Annotated in this window: 16 protein-coding genes; 10 read left to right on the top strand and 6 right to left on the bottom strand. The window is 68.1% G+C overall.

Going from position 1 to position 17,478, the window contains the following annotated elements:
- Positions 1-331: 331 nt before the first annotated feature.
- The 7 genes from C1Y63_RS02470 to C1Y63_RS02500 all read left to right on the top strand — a co-directional run bounded on the left by C1Y63_RS02470 (position 332) and on the right by C1Y63_RS02500 (position 7,581).
- Positions 332-1,087, top strand: a complete 756-nt coding sequence (locus C1Y63_RS02470) for a succinate dehydrogenase cytochrome b subunit (protein ID WP_106014882.1) — start codon at positions 332-334, stop codon at positions 1,085-1,087.
- Between the two features lie 18 nt (positions 1,088-1,105).
- A complete protein-coding gene (locus C1Y63_RS02475) occupies positions 1,106-3,130 on the top strand; it encodes a fumarate reductase/succinate dehydrogenase flavoprotein subunit (RefSeq protein WP_106014883.1) in 2,025 nt (674 codons plus the stop codon).
- Complete coding sequence (locus C1Y63_RS02480; protein ID WP_106014884.1) at positions 3,130-3,879, top strand: succinate dehydrogenase/fumarate reductase iron-sulfur subunit; 750 nt, start codon at positions 3,130-3,132, stop codon at positions 3,877-3,879. The genes C1Y63_RS02475 and C1Y63_RS02480 overlap by 1 nt, the downstream gene beginning before the upstream one ends.
- 165 nt (positions 3,880-4,044) lie before the next feature.
- The gene (locus C1Y63_RS02485) at positions 4,045-4,395 is read left to right on the top strand and encodes a hypothetical protein (protein ID WP_106014885.1); all 351 of its coding nucleotides are present in this window, start codon (positions 4,045-4,047) and stop codon (positions 4,393-4,395) included.
- Between the two features lie 315 nt (positions 4,396-4,710).
- The gene (locus C1Y63_RS02490; protein WP_106014886.1) at positions 4,711-5,607 is read left to right on the top strand and encodes a hypothetical protein; all 897 of its coding nucleotides are present in this window, start codon (positions 4,711-4,713) and stop codon (positions 5,605-5,607) included.
- A gap of 224 nt (positions 5,608-5,831) precedes the next feature.
- Positions 5,832-7,124 (top strand): DUF445 domain-containing protein, encoded by a 1,293-nt coding sequence (locus C1Y63_RS02495; protein WP_106014887.1) that lies wholly within the window; start codon positions 5,832-5,834, stop codon positions 7,122-7,124.
- 160 nt (positions 7,125-7,284) lie between these two features.
- A complete protein-coding gene (locus C1Y63_RS02500; protein WP_106014888.1) occupies positions 7,285-7,581 on the top strand; it encodes a DUF2516 family protein in 297 nt (98 codons plus the stop codon).
- Between the two features lie 189 nt (positions 7,582-7,770).
- On the opposite strand, the gene purU is transcribed toward C1Y63_RS02500, so the two are convergent.
- Positions 7,771-8,667: a formyltetrahydrofolate deformylase gene (purU, locus tag C1Y63_RS02505; protein WP_106014889.1), complete on the bottom strand. Its 897-nt coding sequence runs from the start codon at positions 8,665-8,667 to the stop codon at positions 7,771-7,773.
- A gap of 233 nt (positions 8,668-8,900) precedes the next feature.
- Between purU and C1Y63_RS02510 the strand changes: the two genes are divergently transcribed.
- Positions 8,901-10,145 (top strand): MFS transporter, encoded by a 1,245-nt coding sequence (locus C1Y63_RS02510; RefSeq protein ID WP_106014890.1) that lies wholly within the window; start codon positions 8,901-8,903, stop codon positions 10,143-10,145.
- A gap of 10 nt (positions 10,146-10,155) precedes the next feature.
- On the top strand, positions 10,156-10,824 hold the full coding sequence (gene deoC / locus C1Y63_RS02515) for a deoxyribose-phosphate aldolase (protein WP_106014891.1): 669 nt from the start codon (positions 10,156-10,158) through the stop codon (positions 10,822-10,824).
- A gap of 138 nt (positions 10,825-10,962) precedes the next feature.
- On the opposite strand, the gene C1Y63_RS02520 is transcribed toward deoC, so the two are convergent.
- The 5 genes from C1Y63_RS02520 to C1Y63_RS02540 all read right to left on the bottom strand — a co-directional run bounded on the left by C1Y63_RS02520 (position 10,963) and on the right by C1Y63_RS02540 (position 16,090).
- The gene (locus C1Y63_RS02520; RefSeq protein ID WP_106014892.1) at positions 10,963-11,769 is read right to left on the bottom strand and encodes an LmeA family phospholipid-binding protein; all 807 of its coding nucleotides are present in this window, start codon (positions 11,767-11,769) and stop codon (positions 10,963-10,965) included.
- Between the two features lie 10 nt (positions 11,770-11,779).
- The gene (locus tag C1Y63_RS02525) at positions 11,780-12,412 is read right to left on the bottom strand and encodes an ABC transporter ATP-binding protein (protein ID WP_106014893.1); all 633 of its coding nucleotides are present in this window, start codon (positions 12,410-12,412) and stop codon (positions 11,780-11,782) included.
- A complete protein-coding gene (locus tag C1Y63_RS02530) occupies positions 12,409-14,337 on the bottom strand; it encodes a hypothetical protein (protein WP_106014894.1) in 1,929 nt (642 codons plus the stop codon). The genes C1Y63_RS02525 and C1Y63_RS02530 overlap by 4 nt, the downstream gene beginning before the upstream one ends.
- A 282-nt stretch (positions 14,338-14,619) precedes the next feature.
- A complete protein-coding gene (locus C1Y63_RS02535; protein ID WP_106014895.1) occupies positions 14,620-15,432 on the bottom strand; it encodes an SAM-dependent methyltransferase in 813 nt (270 codons plus the stop codon).
- Between the two features lie 166 nt (positions 15,433-15,598).
- Entirely contained in the window at positions 15,599-16,090 is a 492-nt protein-coding gene (locus tag C1Y63_RS02540; RefSeq protein ID WP_106014896.1) for a DUF2505 domain-containing protein, read from the bottom strand.
- A 24-nt stretch (positions 16,091-16,114) separates the two neighbouring features.
- On the opposite strand from C1Y63_RS02540, the gene C1Y63_RS02545 reads away from it, so the two are divergent.
- On the top strand, positions 16,115-17,398 hold the full coding sequence (locus tag C1Y63_RS02545; RefSeq protein ID WP_106014897.1) for a UDP-N-acetylmuramate dehydrogenase: 1,284 nt from the start codon (positions 16,115-16,117) through the stop codon (positions 17,396-17,398).
- Positions 17,399-17,478 lie beyond the last annotated feature (80 nt).

Consider the following 17,478-nt stretch of genomic DNA (forward strand, 5'->3'; position numbering starts at 1 on the left):
GGGCACGGTCACAAGAAGTCTTAGGATGACTTATCCAACTTTCCGACCACGCCAAAAAGGGGGGAGTGGGTATGTGTGGGCTTAGTGGCCAGAATCGGCGGGAGGGGGCGATTTTTTAGCAATCTTCATGTGGCGTTTTATCTAAGTGGCGTGGATAAACGGGGGTAGTGCGGCGCGGCAAGAAAAATCGGCCTTGCGGGCAACAGGTCAGGCTTGCCTAAAGGTATATCTGCAGGTCAGCGGCCTGAATGTGATACGTGTCACCTTGCTTGTGTATGGGTGGTTCAGCACCCCCGCTGGCCCGTAAAGTATTAGCGACACTGGAGGTGCCATGACTGAAAAGTATGACGACCGTGTAGCGCTCGCACACGGCAAAATCACTGAAAAGCCGCTGCGTGAGCGGCCCGCCTTCCCGACCTGGGCGTTGAAGCTGACGATGGCCATCACTGGCCTCATCTTCGCCGGCTTCGTGCTGGTCCACATGATCGGCAACTTGAAGGTCTTCTTGCCTGCCACCAACGGCGTGCACCACATCGACGAATACGGCGAGTGGCTGCGCACTGTCGGTGAGCCCCTGATGCCCCGCGAGGGCGTCCTGTGGATCTTCCGTCTCGTGCTGCTGGCCGCGCTGGTCCTGCACGTCTACGGTGCATTCGCACTGGTGGGCCGCGCCCACCAGTCCCGCGGTAAGTTCCGCCGCACCAACCTGATGGGCGGTCACCAGTCCTTCGCGACGAAGACCATGATCATCACCGGCCTGGTGCTGCTGCTGTTCATCGCGTTCCACATCGCTGACCTGACCCTCGGCGTGCAGCCCGCCGCCGCCGCTGGCTTCGAGCACGGCGCGATCTACCACAACCTGATCGAGTCCTTCTCCCGCTGGCCCGTCGCAATCTTCTACATCCTGGCCATGCTGGTGCTGTTCATGCACCTGTCCCACGGCATCTGGGTGGCTGTGAGCGACCTCGGTATCACCGGTAAGCGCTGGCGCGCAGTTCTGCTGTTCGTCTCCTACCTGCTCCCGGCTCTGGTCATGGTGGGCAACATCTCGATCCCGCTCGCCATTGCCACGGGCATCCTGAATTAGGCCGGAAGGTAAACCACTATGAGCACTCACTCTGACACCGCTGTTCAGCACCCGGAGTTCATCGCCCCGACGTTCACCGCCCCGGAATCGTGCGTGGATGGCGTGACCATCGGCCGTGTCCTCGATGATGCTGCCCCGAAGAACGTCCCCATGCGGGATGCGTGGCAGTACCACAAGGACCACATGGAGCTGGTCTCCCCGCTGAACCGTCGCAAGTTCCGCATCCTCGTCGTCGGCACCGGCCTGGCCGGCGCGGGCGCGGCCGCCGCACTCGGCGAGCTGGGCTACGACGTCAAGGCGTTCACCTACCACGATGCTCCGCGTCGTGCGCACTCGATTGCTGCGCAGGGTGGCGTGAACTCCGCCCGCGGCAAGAAGGTCGACAACGACGGCGCGTACCGCCACGTCAAGGACACCGTCAAGGGCGGCGACTACCGCTGCCGTGAGACGGACTGCTGGCGCCTGGCCTACGAGTCCGTGCGCGTCATCGACCACATGAACGCCATCGGCGCTCCCTTTGCCCGCGAGTACGGCGGCACCCTCGCTACCCGTTCCTTCGGTGGCGTGCAGGTGTCCCGCACCTACTACACCCGTGGCCAGACGGGCCAGCAGCTGCAGCTGTCCGCTGCGGCGGCCCTGCAGCGCCAGATCCACCTCGGTTCCGTGGAGATCTTCACCCACAACGAGATGGTCGACCTCATCGTCACCGAAGAGGACGGCAAGAAGCGCTGCCAGGGTGTGGTCATGCGTAACCTCATCACTGGTGAGCTGACCGCCCACACCGGCCACGCTGTCATCCTGGCGACCGGCGGCTACGGCAACGTGTACTACATGTCGACCCTGGCGAAGAACTCCAACGCCTCGGCGATCATGCGCGCCTACGACCGCGGTGCCTACATGGCGTCCCCGTCGTTCATTCAGTTCCACCCGACCGGCCTGCCGGTGAACTCCGAGTGGCAGTCGAAGACCATCCTGATGTCGGAGTCGCTGCGTAACGACGGCCGCATCTGGTCCCCGAAGGAGCCGAAGGACGACCGCGACCCGAACACCATCCCGGAAGAGGATCGCGACTACTTCCTCGAGCGCCGCTACCCGGCGTTCGGCAACCTGGTGCCCCGCGACGTGGCGTCGCGTGCGATCTCCCAGCAGATCAACGCCGGCCTGGGTGTCGGCCCGATGCACAACTCCGCGTACCTGGACTTCCGCGACGCGATCGAGCGTCTCGGTAAGGACACCATCAAGGAGCGCTACTCCAACCTCTTCCAGATGTACGAAGAGGCCATCGGTGAGGACCCCTACACCACCCCGATGCGTATCGCCCCGACCTGCCACTTCACCATGGGTGGCCTGTGGACCGACTTCAACGAGATGACCTCGATTGAGGGTCTGTTCGCCGGTGGCGAGGCCTCCTGGACCTACCACGGCGCGAACCGCCTGGGCGCGAACTCTCTGCTGTCCGCGTCCGTCGACGGCTGGTTCACCCTGCCGTTCACCGTGCCGAACTACCTCGGCCCGATCCTCGGCACCGAGCGCCTCTCGGAGGATTCCCCGGCCGCCAAGGAAGCCATCGCCCGCGCCCAGGCCCGCCTGGACAAGCTGATGAGCATCAACGGCAACCACGGCCCGGAGTACTTCCACCGCCAGCTCGGCGACATCCTGTACTTCTCCTGTGGTGTGGCCCGCAACAAGAAGGACCTCGCCGACGGCATCGAGAAGATCCGCGCCCTGCGCGAGGACTTCTGGACGAACCTGCGCATCACCGGCGACCAGCACGAGATGAACCAGGTCCTCGAGTACGCCAACCGCGTTGCCGACTACATCGAGCTCGGCGAGCTCATGTGCGTCGACGCCCTCGACCGCGACGAGTCCTGTGGCGCCCACTTCCGTGACGACCACCTCTCCGAGGACGGCGAGGCTGAGCGTGACGACGAGAACTGGTGCTTCGTCTCCGCCTGGGAGCCGAACGGTAAGAACCAGTTCATCCGCCACGCGGAGCCCCTCTTCTTCGACTCGATCCCGCTGATGACAAGGAATTACAAGTAATGAAACTCCATCTTGAGATTTGGCGTCAGGCCGGACCGACCACGGAGGGCAGCTACGAGTCCATCGACGTCGATGACGCCGTCCCGCAGATGTCCATCCTGGAGCTGCTCGACCACGTCAACGAGGGCCTGATCGAGAGTGGCAAGGAGCCGTTCGCGTTCGCCTCCGACTGCCGCGAAGGCATCTGTGGTACCTGTGGCCTCAACGTCAACGGCCGCCCCCACGGCCCCGACAAGAACAAGCCCGCCTGCCAGCAGCGCCTCACCTCCTTCAACGACGGCGATACCATCCAGCTGGAGCCGCTGCGCTCCGCCGCGTACCCCGTCATCAAGGACATGATCGTCGACCGCTCCGCGCTCGACCGCGTCATGCAGCAGGGTGGCTACGTCTCCGTCAACGCGGGCACCGCCCCCGACGCGGACACGATGCACATGAACCACCAGACCGCGGAGCTCGCGCTCGACCACGCGGCCTGCATTGGCTGTGGTGCCTGTGTCGCCGCCTGCCCGAACGGTGCCGCCCACCTGTTCACCGGCGCGAAGCTCGTCCACCTCTCCCTTATGCCGCTCGGCAAGGAAGAGCGCGGCAAGCGTGCCCGCCAGATGGTCGACCAGGTGGAAACCACCTTCGGCCCCTGCTCCCTGTACGGCGAATGCGCCGACGTGTGCCCGGCGGGTATCCCGCTGACCGCCGTCGCAGCCATCAACAAGGAACGTGCCCGCGCGGCCTTCCGCGCGAAGGACAACTAACCCTGCACTACCCCCGCGGCGCTTTCGCCCGCGGGGGTTAACGCCGTAGGATGAGGGACACCCCCGTCACGCACCCGCACCCCAGCCCACTGCGGCTGGGTGGCGTGGCACACCGCCCGGCGAGCATGACCCCGTGGCCCCGCCCTACTCTTCGAAAGGCACCCCATGTCTGACACCGCCTCCATCACGGTTCGCGAGGAATCCTTCCGAGTTTTCGAAGGCGAGCCGCACTACATTGACGGCTACATTCCGTCCTCCCTGGACTCCCAGCACTCCAGCCTTCTGCGTTCCGCAACGTGGCTGGGCATGGGCTTCCTGCTTGCCGCCCTCGCCGGCCTCGGCACCCTCGTCTTCGGTCTCGCCACCCACGTGTACGAGACCCAGGAGCACGCGATGACCTACATCATCATCGGTGCGGCGCTGACCGTCGCGTTCGTGGCGATCGGCTCGATTCTCATCCACAAGGGCCGCGCAAACTACCGCGCCTACGTGGCTGCCACCGGCCGTATTCACTAACACCCGGCCCGCGCGCTGATACGCGCGCGAGCGAGTACACCGACGGGAGTGATCCATGTGATCGCTCCCGTCGTTTGTGTTTCTTGAGGCTTTCGTCTGGTGCGCGGCCGGGCTTTCAGGGTGAGATGTCACGGGGGACTGTGGGGAGGAACCGCGGGGTGTCGGCACCCCCGCCGGTGTTGGGTGTCGCTGTCGCTCGTGTTAGCGTGGGCCCACCTGCACTACCCAGCGTGGCGCACCCTGTCGCACCCCGCGTGCCCCGGTTTACGTTCCCACGGTCGCGGTGGTGCACTCTCACGTGAGAAGGAGCGTGACATGCCCCAGCAATCCTCCCCCGGGAGCCTACCCCTGTACCTGCGGCGCAGTCCCCTGGTTCCTCTCGGCGCCCTGGCGTTGGTGCTCGGATCGTTCAAAGCGTTCCCGTCCTCCTGGTTCGTGCTGCCCGGCTGGTGGGGTTTCCTGGCTTCCGGGGATCCCTACGTGGTGGGCTTGATGGCTCTCAGCGGAGCCCTAGGTCTGCTGCTGGTGGGCCTGTCGGCACGGTATGCGGCGGAGTTGTCGTGGTGGGTGCCGGTGCGTGCCCGCCGCACCGTAGCCGCCGTCGCGTGGCTGGTGGGTCTTATCACCGGCATCGCGATCGTGCTCCACGCCCCGGGGAGTTCCGAGAATCTCCCCTCGACTGATTCGTGGTACTGGCTGGGCGTGCCGAACGCCATCGCCGTCGGCGTGCTCATGGGTGTGGGGCTGCGGCAGCGGCTGCTGCCGACGTGCGTGGCCGTGCTAGCGTACGTGCCGATCACGGCCGTGGTGGGTGCGCTTGCCGGGGTGTCCGGTGCGGTGGGGGTGTCGGTGCCGCTGGTCTTCGGAGTCGGCCACGCCGCCGTGCAGGCGTCGGTGCTGGTGGTGTTCGCCGTCTGCTTGTGGCTGGTGGAGTTCATCGACGTCGATGCGGACCGTGGCCCCCTGTGGGCGATGCTCGTGGTGGTCGCAGGCGCGATCGGGGGTGTGTTCGGGGTGATGCGCCGGGCAGAGCAGATGGCCGCGCCGGGTGCCGCGGGTGGTTCCCTCCTCGCGGAGCTGGCCGTCACGCTGGCGGCGGCGTTGGTGTTGGCGGGCTTGTCGCGCCTGCAGCAGATGTATGCCGCCCGCACCCGGGTGCCCCTGGAGCCGGTGCCCCTCGGCACGGCCACCGCACCCGCGCCCGAGGTCTAACGCGACCGCGCGCGGTGCGGGCGGGCGGTGCCTGCCCCGCGGGTGCCGGGGGTGGTGGGGTGCGGCGTTATGCTTAAGACTTCACACAGCCCAGGAAGTTCTGCCCCGCCGGCGCCCCACGATCGGGGCGTCCGGCGGTGGCGATGAGGGGACTTGCCGGCCGTGCCGCCTGTGGGCGCGGGTGGGCTGACGTTAGCGAATCGTGAAGGACGTGGGTTTTCTCCATGAGCACTCCTCTGGCTGTGCCGTCACCCTCTGCTGAGGTGGAGGCGGCGAAACGGGCCCAACTGGCGCGGTACAAGCTGCTGGCCACCGGACTGTTGGTGGTGGCGGCCGTCGTGTTCATCACCTGCCAGGTGGTGGAACACACCACCGATGCCGGTGCCTGGGTGGGGTATGTGCGCGCCGCCGCGGAGGCCGGCATGGTGGGCGGTTTGGCGGACTGGTTTGCGGTGACCGCCCTATTCCGCCGCCCGCTGAATCTGCCGATCCCGCACACGGCGATCGTGAAGAACAAGAAGGATCAGATCGGTGATTCGCTCGGCGGCTTTGTCTCCGAGAACTTCCTCAACGCGGACCTCATTTCGGCGAAGGTGTCGGAGGCGCAGCTGCCGTTGAAGCTGGGCCGGTGGTTGAGTGACCCGCAGCATGCGGACACCGTGTCCCGGGAGGCCGGCACACTGGTGGCGAATGTGCTGCGCGCCCTCGACCCCGCGGAGGCAGAGGCCGTCATCAAGCACGCGCTCATCGATAAGGTCGCCGGCCCGGAGTGGGGCCCGCCGGCGGGGCGCGTGCTGGCGCAGCTCATGCAGGAGGGACGCACGCAGCCCGTCGTGGAGGAACTCATCGGCTGGTTGCACCGTAAGGCATTGGGTTCCGAGGATCTCATTCACCGCCTGGTGGATGAGCGCCGCCCGGCGTGGGCACCCCGTTTCGTCAACGACATTGTGGGCGACAAGGTCTACCGGGAGCTGGTGACCTGGACATCCGAGGTGACCTCGAACCCGGACCATGAGGCCCGGCAGGCGATCGCCCGGGGCCTGGCCACCTTGGCGGAGGACCTGCAGCACGACCCGGAGATGATTGCCCGCGTGGAGGGCATCAAGGCGGACGTTCTCGGCAGCGAGGCTGTGACGGCCGCGCCGGCACGACTGTGGGCGGTGGCGTCGGCGGGGCTCATCGCTGCGGCGGAGGACCCGCAGAGTCTGCTGCGCACGAAGCTTGCCGCGCAGGCGCACCTGTGGGGGCAGCGCCTCGTGGAGGACGAGGAGCTGCGCGCCCGGCTCAATGCCCGAGTCGTCAAGGCAGCCGCGTTCCTCGCGACGAATTATGGCGACCAGGTCACCGCGATCATTTCGGAGACGGTGCGCCGCTGGGATGCCGATGAGGCGGTCGACAAGATTGAGCTCATGGTGGGCAAGGATCTGCAGTACATTCGCTTGAACGGCACCATTGTGGGCGCGTTGGCGGGCCTGGTGATTTACACCGGGGCGCAGGTGCTCGTGCACTTCCTCTAAACTGGTAACCCCGACGCGGCACGAGCGCGTGTGGCACCGCGGTGGGCGACCACCCGGGCCACCATGTCGTCGTGTCGCCTCCCCCTTTTTTTCTTGAACCCCCGCGTCGCACCTGCGCGCCGTTGTGCGTAGGTGCGTGTGCTGTGAAAGTGTCCCCGCCATGCTGATTTTTGCCCAGGTGCTGTTCTGGTCCATCTACCTCATCAAGGTGGCGTTGGCTGTTGCCGCCGTCATTGGTGCGGTGACGGCGTTCGCGACCCGCGCCGACGCCTTTGAGGTCGCCGGCCGGATGCAGAAGATGGCGTGGGTGGCGATTTTGGCGGCGTCGACGGCGGCGTTCGTGCTGCCGTTTCATTCCAACCTGTTGGCGGTCGCCGCGGCGGTGTTCACCGGCATCTACTGGTTCGATGTCCGCCCGCAGCTGCGGGATATTCTCGGCAACGCCGGCGGCTGGTAACCCGACAGACCAGAACCACCCCGGGCCCCCGTGGGGTCGCCGGCTCAGCGCTCGGCCCCACCCACCGCGCCACGACACAAGCCCCGCGTCCCCTTGCAGTCACAGCTGCAGTGTGGGACGCGGGGCTTCGCGCAGCACGCACCCTTTCCAGTCGCGCGGGGCGGGGTGCTTCGTCGTGGGACGGGGTGTTTAGTCGAAGATGACGGTGCGGTTGCCGTAGACCTGCACGCGGTCTTCCAGGTGGAAGCGCAGGCCGCGGGCGAGGACGATTTTTTCCGCGTCGCGGCCGAGCCGCTGCATGTCGGAGGGGGTGTCCTTGTGGCTGATGCGGATGACGTCTTGTTCGATGATGGGGCCGTCGTCGAGATCCTGGGTGGCGTAGTGGCAGGTCGCGCCGATGAGCTTCACGCCGCGCTGGTGGGCCTGGTGGTAGGGGCGGGCGCCCATGAAGCTGGGGAGGAAGGAGTGGTGAATGTTAATCGCCCGGCCGGACCACATTTCGCAGAGGTCCGGCGGCAGGATCTGCATGAACCGGGCCAGGACGATGGCGTCGGGGGCGTAGGAGTTCACCAGGGTGGCGACCTCGTCGAAGGCTTTGCGTTTGCCGACAGCATCCTTGGGGAACGGCACGCAGGTAAACGGCACCCCGTGGGCTTCGGCGATGGGGCGCAGGTCCTCGTGGTTGCCGATGACGTGGACGACGTCCATGGGGTAGTCGTTTTGGGCGACGCGGCCCAACAGGTCGTGGAGGCAGTGGCCTTCCTTGCTGACGAGCAGCACGGCCTTCTTCGGCCGGGCGGTGTCCCAGATGCGCCACTGGGTGCCCTTGCCGAAGGATTCGGCGAGTTCGTCGAACTTCGCGCAGAATTCGTCGAAGGCGATGTCGACGGAGGCGGCGCGGACGGCCTGGCGGGTGAAGAAGCGCCCGGAGGCTTCGTCGGTGAAGTAGCCGGCTTCGACGATCCAGGCGCCATGCTCGGCGAGGAAGCTGGACAGCTTCGCGACGATGCCGGTGTCGTCGGGGCAGCTGAGCGTGAGCACGTAGCAGCGTTCGTTGACGTTGTCAGTCTGGGCCTTGGGAATCATTCGGCAAATTTTACACCTGCCCGCACCCGCCCGCGGGCGGGTGGTCGGGTGGGCGCCGCGGGTGGGGTAGCACACGTGCTTCATTGCTGTGATGGGTGGCGCTGTGGTGACATGGGGGCCAAGACAAACCAAGACAAACCCAAGACAAACCACGATAAACACCGCCCCCGGACTCACCCGCAGTGTGTGGCGCCGGGGGCGGGCCCGAGAAGTCACAACAGTGGGGAGGTGCGATGCCGCGACGGGGTCGTCTCCGGGGCGCCCCGGGTGCGCGGCGCGCTGCCGCGTGGGCGGCGCTGCTGGGCAGCGGCGTGGACGCCTGGGGCACGGGGGCGTTTATTTCGGCCGCGATGGTGTTGTTCACCCGGGATCTTGGGGTGCGGCCCGATGCCGTGGGCCTGGGGTTGACGCTCTCGGCGATTGCGGGCCTGGTGGCCTCCGTGCCGGTGGCGGGCTGGGCCGACCGCGTCGGGGTCGCCACCGCGTTTCGCTGGGTGTATGTGCTGCGCGCCGTGGGCTGCTGTGGTTGGCTGCTCGTCGACGGCACGGGCTGGTTTCTGCTGTATTGCGCCCTGTTTGGCCTGGTGGATCGTTCGGCCGCGTCACTGACCCGGGCGATGATTGTGTCGTCACTGACCCGGGCGATGATTGTGTCGTCGATGCCCACCGAGGAGGGCGTGCGGGTGCTGGGGGCGTGCACGGTGCCGACCACCGTGGGCTACAGCATCGGCGCGGCGGGCGCGTCGGTGGTGCTGTGGCAGGGCTGGCCGCTGGCGACCGTGGTGGGGGCGAACGCGGCGAGTTTCCTCGTGGTGATCGCCGTGTTTTCTGCCGCGCTGCGGCCCCGCCCGGCCCCGGCTGCCGCCCAGGGGGTGGCGTTGCGCGCCCGGGTGCGGCAGGCCTTCGACTCCCCCGCCCGCCGCGCGATCGTCGTCGACAACTTTCTGTTTTCTTTCTTCCGGGCGTTTCTCACGTTCTTCGCGCCGCTCGCGGTGGTGACCTTCGCCCCGGCGCACGTGGCGGTGGTGCCGCTGCTGCTCATGGTGAACACGGCGGCGGTGGCGGTGGGGCAGACGTGGGTGAATGCGCGCGCCCGGCGCCCGGGCCGCAGTGCCGCCTTCTGGGGTGGCAGCGGCGTGGCGGTAGGCGCGGTGACGGCCGCGATGGCGGTGGTGCCGCTGCTGTCGGCGACTGGGGCGCTGGTGGTCATTGGGGTGGCGTTTGTGGTGATGGTGGCGGCACAGATGTGCCACGGGGCGGCGTTGGCGGCGCTCATGGTGCGCACCAGCCGCCCGGAGAACCTCACCACGGACTTGTCTGCCGTGAACCTGGGTGGCCAGCTGCAGAACATGGTGGGCCCCTCCCTGTATGGGCTGCTGGTGCAGCCGGTGGGCGTGGTGGTGGCGCCGCTGGCCGGTGGGGTGATGGTGTGGCGTGGGTGGCGGGCGTGGCGGCGCGGGGATGCGGTGGGCGGTTAGGATCGAGCCCATGGCTTACACTCGGGCGCAGCTTGCGCAGATGATGGATTACACGCTGCTCGACCCGGCGGCGACTGCGGCGGATGTAGCGCAGTTGTGCCGCGACGCCGTCGAGTTGGGTGTGGGCGCGGTGTGCGTGTCGCCGAACATGCTGCACGCGACCGCCGCGGCCCGTGAGGCGGGGCTCGCGGTGGCAAGCGTGGTGGGTTTCCCCTCGGGCAAGCACCACATCTTGGTCAAGGCTGCGGAGGCCCGCCTGGCGGTGCAAAGCGGCGCCAGCGAAATTGATCTCGTGGTGGATCTGGGATCCTTGGCGGCGGGGGACCTCAATGCGCTGATCGCTGAGGTGGTGGCCGTGCGGGAGGCGATTAGCTCCCAGGTGGTGCTCAAAGTGATCCTGGAGACCGCCCTGTGGGACGACGAGCTCATCACCCGGGCGGCGGCGGCCTGCGTGAAGGCGGGCGCGGATTTCGTGAAAACGTCGACCGGGTTCCACCCGGCGGGTGGGGCGACGGCTGCGGCGGTGCGCGCCCTGCGGGCGGGCGCGGGGCCGACGGCGGGGGTGAAGGCCTCCGGCGGGATCCGCACCTATGAGCAGGCCTGCGAGATGCTCGATGCGGGTGCGACCCGCCTGGGCGTGTCGGCGGCCCGCCCCATCCTGGAGGGCGCCCCCAGCTAACAGGCCCCAGACCCCTAGAGAGACCCCTAGAGATGCCGAACGCCCGGCCCGCCCCCGTGTGACAAAAACACAGGGGGTGGGCCGGGCGTCGTACCTGGGTGCCCGTGTGGCGGCAGCGACACGGCGGACGCCGGCAGGCTAGCTCATGTCGTTGAGCGGCACGTCGGTGCCGTGCATCGTGATGCGCAGGCCGCCGTCGGTGACCTGGAAATCGTCGACGAGCAGGTTGCCGGTGACCCCGGCGGCGGAGTTCCGCATGCCCTGGGTCAGTGCCTCGGTGACCTGGTCGGGCATGTCGATGCCGAACAGGGATGCCCCGGCGGCGGCGAACGCCACCTGCCCGTCGGCGACGACGGGCTGCACCGCCAGGCTGGCGGCCCCGCCGGTGAATTCGATCTCCAGGGTGCCGTCCGCAGGGTTGCTGGTCACGTCCGTGATCCGCACAATCTTCTGCAGCAGCATCGCCGCCAGGTCCTGGAAGTCCTGCGGCTGTCCAGGGGTGTCCTGCCCGGTGGAGTCCGCCATGGCGCGCTGCGCCTGCGCGAGCACGAAATCGTCCGACACGTCCGCGGTGAGCGTCAGCGTGTCGGCGATGGGGTTGTTCGGGTCGCTCAAGCGCAGCCCGTCAATGGTGACGTGCGCGGCCGGCATGCCGGCGATCTCCGGGACGGAATCGGGGCCGTCCGGGTAGGTGATGCTCAGGGTGTCCGGGGTGGTGAGATCCACGTGGTGGATGTTTTTCTGCACCGCCCCCAGCAGCACCGGGTACGCCCCGAAGGAAATGTGGGGCTGCTCTTCGGCTGCGGCCGCCTGGGCGTAGGTGTCTTTCAGCTGCTTGGTGATCATCCACCGCACCCCCACCTCGGCGAGGAACGCGAGGACCAGCAGGACCATGAGGATCCCGAGGATAATTTTCAGGGCACGGTGCGAGGACTTCTGTTGCATGGGCACCACCCTAGCGAACCGGGGGCGTCGACGGGGCGTCGAGTGTGAGGCGGTGGTCGGCGCGGGCCGCCAGGGTGCTGTCGTGGGTGGCGACGATGACGCAGGCCCCGTCGTCGGCCAGTCCGGCCAGGAGGTCGCCGATGGTGTGGGCGTTGCCGCTGTCGAGGGCTGCGGTAGGTTCGTCGCACAGCACAATGGGCGGGTTTTTGGCGATGACGCGGGCCATGGCGACGCGTTGTTGTTCGCCGCCGGACAGTTCGCCAATGGTGCGGCGCTCGTAGCCTGCGAGGCCGACAGCGGCGAGGGCGGCGGCGATGGTGCTGCGATCGCGGCTGACGAGCCGCAGGTTGGTCTCGACGGTGGCGGTGTCGATGAGGGCGAAATCTTGGAAGAGGTAGCCGAGGCTGCTGCGGCGGTAGGCGGCCGCGCCGCGGCGGCTCAGGCGGGTGATGTCCCGCCCGCAGGCGGTGATGCGGCCACTGTCGACGCGTTCCAGGGTGCCGAGGCAGTTGAGCAGGGTGGTTTTGCCGCAGCCGCTGGGGCCCGTGATGGCGGTGATGGCGCCTGCGGGGAAGGTGTGCGTCAGTTCGGTGATGAGGGTGCGCGCCCCGCGGGTGATGCGCACAGCGTCGGTGGTGATCATGGCCGGGGGTCCTTCCGGGGAATGAGGCTGGTGGTTGCGGTGATGGTGGCGGCGGCCATGCTGAGCAGGATGACGAGGGCAAGCGCACTGTTACTGATGCTGAGGATGTGGACGAGACTGTCGTTGGCCGTCCACGACCCGGTGGCGAGGTGGCTGTCGATGTCTCTGCGGTGGGCGAGGGCGCGGGCGATGGCCGCCGCCGCGATGGCTACCTGGGTGGCGATGATGGTGGCGACGATGCGGGTGGGGAACACACCCAGCACGTGGTGGACGTGAAGGTGCTGCCGCCACGTTGCCCGGTACAGTGCCCCGGCGATGACCGCGCACCCCAGCAGCAGCACGCTTCCCAGGACGAGGGCGCCCACTGTGAGCACCAGGTGGGTGCGCGCGTGGGCGTGGGTGTCGTGCCAGCGCTCGGCGGCGGGGCGCGCGGAGGCAATCATCCCGGGGTCATTGATCCGTGCCCGGAGAGCGTCGACGGCCGCCGTGTCCGCGAGGAGGATCCACCCGGCGGAGACCCCACTGACGAGGTATCTGTCGCTGACGTCGGCGTAGCCCGGTGGGAGCAGCACGAGCGCGTCCGGGGTCGCGGTGAGCCGCTCCGCGAACGCGCCGATGCCCTGGGAGAAGGTGAACACCGTGGTGGATGGGGCTGTGATGCGGGGGCAGTCGTCGGCGCAGATCTCGGCGGGGGTGACCGTCTCCGCCCCGCGTGGGGTGTCTGCCGGCACGACGACGGTGGGGGTGTGGACGGCGGGCAGGTCCGGGGCGGCCTGCGCGCGGGCCGCATCGCTGAGGACGATGACGGTGCCGTCGCGCTGGTACTGCGTTTCGATGATGAGCAGGTCGTTTCGCGCGGCCGCGTCGTGGAGTGCCGACCCGAGGGCTTGGAAGTCTCCGGAGAGCTTGTCGAAATTCCGGGCCCCCACGAGCCGCAGCGTGATCGCTTCCTCCCGGCCCTCCCAGAGGTGCGCCTCGGTGGACTGCGCCTGGAATTCGCGTGCAGCGTTCGTCGCATCACGCGCCTGCGTCAACAGTGGCCACGCGACGGCGAGTTGCGCGAGCGCCAAGATCATGACCATCGGTGCAATGGGCAGCAGGCGTGCCAGGTGGCGGCGAAGATTCATCCATTCGCAGGCAGCAATGGCCGCAGTGAATGCCACGCCGAGGGCGCACGCCAACCCGAGGCATGCGAGCACCGCGTAGCGCAACCATTGGCTGGCCGCATCCCACCCGAAGACGACCGCCGTGCCACCCAGGGCCGCGACGGGAACCGCTAGATAGAGCCACGCCCACGAGCCGTGGAGGCGCCGGGCGTGGAAGAGGACGTGGCGCGGCAGCGGCATCCCGGCGAGTCTGCCCACCGCCACCGCGTGGGCATCGCAGAACACGCTCAGCGCGGTCGCGACCGACAGTGCGAGCAGGATCGTGGCGATGAGACCACCCAGGACGGTGCCGGAAAGGAGGAAGGATGCTTCGACGGGTGGCTGCTGGACGACAGTGACGCCAGCATCCTCGGCCAGCTGCAGGACGGGGCGAAGCTCCTCGCCGCACGCACTTGCCGTATAAAACTGGCGGGCATCTGCAAGGTCCGTCACGGGGGCGAACGTGCGCGCCGGGCTCCCGGGCAACGGACGCGACCCGTGGGCCAACCAGCGGCCGCCCCGGTCATCCCCCGTGACATAGTCGCGCCCGGCGGTGTGTGCTGCGATGGTGAGCTCGTGCTCGCGGGCTGTGGTGTCGAGCCGGTGGAGGAACTCGGCGTCGCTGCCGACCGTGGGTGACGTGGTGACGAGGAACGCGCACTCCATCCCCGGTAGTTTCTCCCCAGCGACGAGTACCGCCGCCCAGTAGCTCAGCGTCAGTGCCAGCGCCACCCCGAGCAGTGCGATGCCGCGGTGGATGACCGAAAAAGGTGCAGTCATGTGCACTGTCCTTCGCTGGTGCTGCGGGGATTCACCGAGGGAACAACCCAGGGTGGCGGGGGCAATAACCGGATGGTTGTGATGGTGAGTCTACGTTTAATTTTTCATGGGTCAAGGGAATGGCCTGTGACGTTCGACCCTTTCATGGTGTGACGTGTCATTGAGCATGTCGCGCTCTCCGGGAGGCCAGTCACCCCCGCCGCCCCTGCCCTCGCCGCCCCCGCCACCCATCACCCCTGACACCGGCCCACCCATCGTCCCCCGACACGCCCCCGCGTGACCTTAAGCCACCAACTCCCACGGCACGGTGAGCAGGCAGTCCCGCAGCAGCCGGCGCTGCGGAACAAGGGGAACACCTGCCTCCTGCAGTAGGCGGCGCGCCTCGAACCAGCGGGCACGCGGGCCGAAGGGGGCGAAACCGGCCGCCCGATCCCACGCGTCGTCCATCGCGCGCAGCAGATCGTGGATCTGCTCGCCGGGGGTGTTGCGGTGAATGAGCGCCTTCGGGAGTCGCTCCGCGAGCTGGCTGGGGCGCTGCGTGTGCCAGGGCGACCATGCCAAGGTGAGCGACTGCGGCCCCGTGGCGTCCAACAGCACCCAGCTGATGTGCCGGCCGAGCTCATCGCAGGTGCCCTCCACGAACAGGCCCCCGGGCGCGAGGCGTTCGCACACCGTCGCCCACGCGTCGGCGACTTGGGCGGCGTCGTATTGGCGCAGCACGTTAAAAGCCCGCACGAGCTGCGGGTGGTTGCCCGCGAGTTCAAAACCGCCGAGCCCGAACCGCACCCCGTCGCGGGGTGGCAGGACGCGCGCCGGGTCGATTTCCAGGCCGAGCACATCCACCCCTGCCGCGATGCGGCGCAGGTGGCGGGCCCATTCGCAGGTGGTGGTGTGGCTGGCCCCGTAGCCGACATCAATCGCTTGGGGGTGGGTGCCCCCAGCGACAAGTGCCCGGCGGATGGCGTCGGAGTGCAGCATCCACCGGTCGCAGCGCCGGAGCCGGTTGGTGTTGGTGGTGCCGCGGGTGATGACGCCGACGGGCGTGCCGGCGGGCACCCGGAAGCTGGCGCGGAGGTTGTGGGCGTGGTCGGCCACGGGGTGCGTCTCCTTCCAGGGGCTGCGCGGCGTGCGGGTGCGGGTGTGGGATGTGGTGGCAGGACAAAAGGGGGCCGCGGGTGGTGCGGCCCCCTTCGTCTGCGGGGTCACATCCGCTGCTGTCGCACAGGACGGGCTGGCGGGGCGGCGGATGCGTTGGTGCCTGTTAGGCGTTGTCGGCGATCCACTTCTCGGTGAGCGCGCCCTCGTTGGTGACGAGTTCGCCGAGCGCGTCGGCCACCTTCGGCTCGATGGCAGGGCCCATGAAGGGGATGGTGACGTCGACTTCGTTGTCGTAGGTCAGGGTGGTGGTGTCGCCGGCACCCTGGGCGGCAACGTGGCCGCGGAAGTCCACCGGGGCGCCCTTGACGTCAGCGGTGTAGTCGAAGGTGAAGGAGTCGCCGTCGAGGGGGCTGACGGTGACGACACGCTTAATCTTCAGCGACTGGGAGATCATGGCGCGCACGGCCTCGGGGAGGAGTTCCAGCGGCATGATCTCGTAGAGGACGGCTTCGTTGCCGTCGAAGGAGTGGACCTGGCCGGCCTCGGTGGACAGGTTCGCCACGTTGTACGCCCAGTAGTCGGCGTTGCTCAGTGCGGCGTGCACGGCGGAGACGGGCTGATTGATGGTCACGGTGTGCTGTGCGCGGGAAGTCATGGGCTTAAGACTACCGTTAAGGGTATGTCTTCCACACAGCTGCCCCGGTCTGCCCGTGATGTGACTGCCCGCCCCACCGCAGGGCAGGCCCCCGCCGACGCGCCCGCCGCCGCAGGTCACGACCCTGCCGGCGCGGCTGCCGCTGCGGATGAGCGCCTCGCGGCCGCGCGTGCGGTGATCGCTGCCAGCGCGCCGGAGGTTGGTGCCTGTGTGGAGTGGGTGGAGGATTTCACCTTCGCCGCCGCCACCACCATGCACGTCGGCGGGCGCCCCGCCGCGGCGGTGCGGTGCCGCAGTGCCGCCGCCGTGGCGGCCGTGGTGGGGGCCCTCGACGCCCACGGGGTGGACTGCCTCATCGTGGGCGGCGGCTCGAATCTCGTGGTGGCGGAGGGAACGCTGCCGGTGGTGGCGGTCGTCATGGCGGATGAGCAGACCACGATTGACCCGGCGACGGGGATCGTCCAGGCGGCCGCGGGCGTGGTGTGGGATGAGCTCGTCGCGGCGACGGTCGCCGCGGGGCTCGGGGGCTTGGAGTGCCTGTCTGGCATCCCCGGCACCGTCGGCGCGACCCCGGTGCAAAACGTCGGCGCCTACGGCGTGGAGATCGTGGATGTGCTCCGCAGGGTGGAGCTCTACGACCGGCAGCGGGGAGTGCTTGAGTGGGTCGCCCCGGAGGCGCTGGAATTGGCGTACCGCTACTCCAACCTGAAGTTCACCCACCGCGCCGTCGTCACCCGCGTCGAATACACCCTGCGCACCGATGGCCAGTCGGCGCCGCTGCGCTTCGGGGAACTCGCCCGCACCCTCGGCGTCGACCCGCAGGACACCTCCCCCCGGCGGCCGGTGGCCGCCGTGCGGGACGCCGTGCTGGGCCTGCGGCGCGGCAAAGGTATGGTGCACGACCCGGACGACTACGACACTTGGTCCGCGGGTTCCTTCTTCACCAACCCCATCGTCCCCGCCGCGGATATTGATGCCGTCAAGGAGACGATTGCCGCCCACCTGCAGACGGTGGGCCGGGCAGAGGACTTCGCCACCATGCCCTGCTTTGACACTCCCGCGGGATTCAAACTGTCGGCGGCGTGGCTGATCGACCGCGCAGGCTTCGACAAGGGCTACCCCGGCGAAGGGGCCGTGGCGCGCCTGTCGACGAAGCACACCCTGGCGTTGACGAACCGGGGCAACGCCACCGCCGCAGACATCGTGGCCCTGGCCCGCGACATCCGTGCCGGCGTGCACGCCGCCTTCGGCGTCACCCTGGAGCCGGAGCCGGTGTGGGTTGGCGTGAGTATTGACGAGGACGAGTAAAAGGCGGTGCAGTCGCCGTGCCGGGCGGCGGCACCAGCAACGTATGCGGCAGATGGCGTAGATAAACTGCGCACTTCTCG

Source organism: Corynebacterium sp. 13CS0277, assembly GCF_002994655.1.
GTDB lineage: Bacteria > Actinomycetota > Actinomycetes > Mycobacteriales > Mycobacteriaceae > Corynebacterium.

Coding starts and splice junctions, on each gene's coding strand:
- C1Y63_RS02470 (WP_106014882.1), top strand. CDS start 332: ATGACTGAAAAGTATGACGACCGTGTAGCGCTCGCACACGGCAAAATC.
- C1Y63_RS02475 (WP_106014883.1), top strand. CDS start 1,106: ATGAGCACTCACTCTGACACCGCTGTTCAGCACCCGGAGTTCATCGCC.
- C1Y63_RS02480 (WP_106014884.1), top strand. CDS start 3,130: ATGAAACTCCATCTTGAGATTTGGCGTCAGGCCGGACCGACCACGGAG.
- C1Y63_RS02485 (WP_106014885.1), top strand. CDS start 4,045: ATGTCTGACACCGCCTCCATCACGGTTCGCGAGGAATCCTTCCGAGTT.
- C1Y63_RS02490 (WP_106014886.1), top strand. CDS start 4,711: ATGCCCCAGCAATCCTCCCCCGGGAGCCTACCCCTGTACCTGCGGCGC.
- C1Y63_RS02495 (WP_106014887.1), top strand. CDS start 5,832: ATGAGCACTCCTCTGGCTGTGCCGTCACCCTCTGCTGAGGTGGAGGCG.
- C1Y63_RS02500 (WP_106014888.1), top strand. CDS start 7,285: ATGCTGATTTTTGCCCAGGTGCTGTTCTGGTCCATCTACCTCATCAAG.
- purU (WP_106014889.1), bottom strand. CDS start 8,667: ATGATTCCCAAGGCCCAGACTGACAACGTCAACGAACGCTGCTACGTG.
- C1Y63_RS02510 (WP_106014890.1), top strand. CDS start 8,901: ATGCCGCGACGGGGTCGTCTCCGGGGCGCCCCGGGTGCGCGGCGCGCT.
- deoC (WP_106014891.1), top strand. CDS start 10,156: ATGGCTTACACTCGGGCGCAGCTTGCGCAGATGATGGATTACACGCTG.
- C1Y63_RS02520 (WP_106014892.1), bottom strand. CDS start 11,769: ATGCAACAGAAGTCCTCGCACCGTGCCCTGAAAATTATCCTCGGGATC.
- C1Y63_RS02525 (WP_106014893.1), bottom strand. CDS start 12,412: ATGATCACCACCGACGCTGTGCGCATCACCCGCGGGGCGCGCACCCTC.
- C1Y63_RS02530 (WP_106014894.1), bottom strand. CDS start 14,337: ATGACTGCACCTTTTTCGGTCATCCACCGCGGCATCGCACTGCTCGGG.
- C1Y63_RS02540 (WP_106014896.1), bottom strand. CDS start 16,090: ATGACTTCCCGCGCACAGCACACCGTGACCATCAATCAGCCCGTCTCC.
- C1Y63_RS02545 (WP_106014897.1), top strand. CDS start 16,115: ATGTCTTCCACACAGCTGCCCCGGTCTGCCCGTGATGTGACTGCCCGC.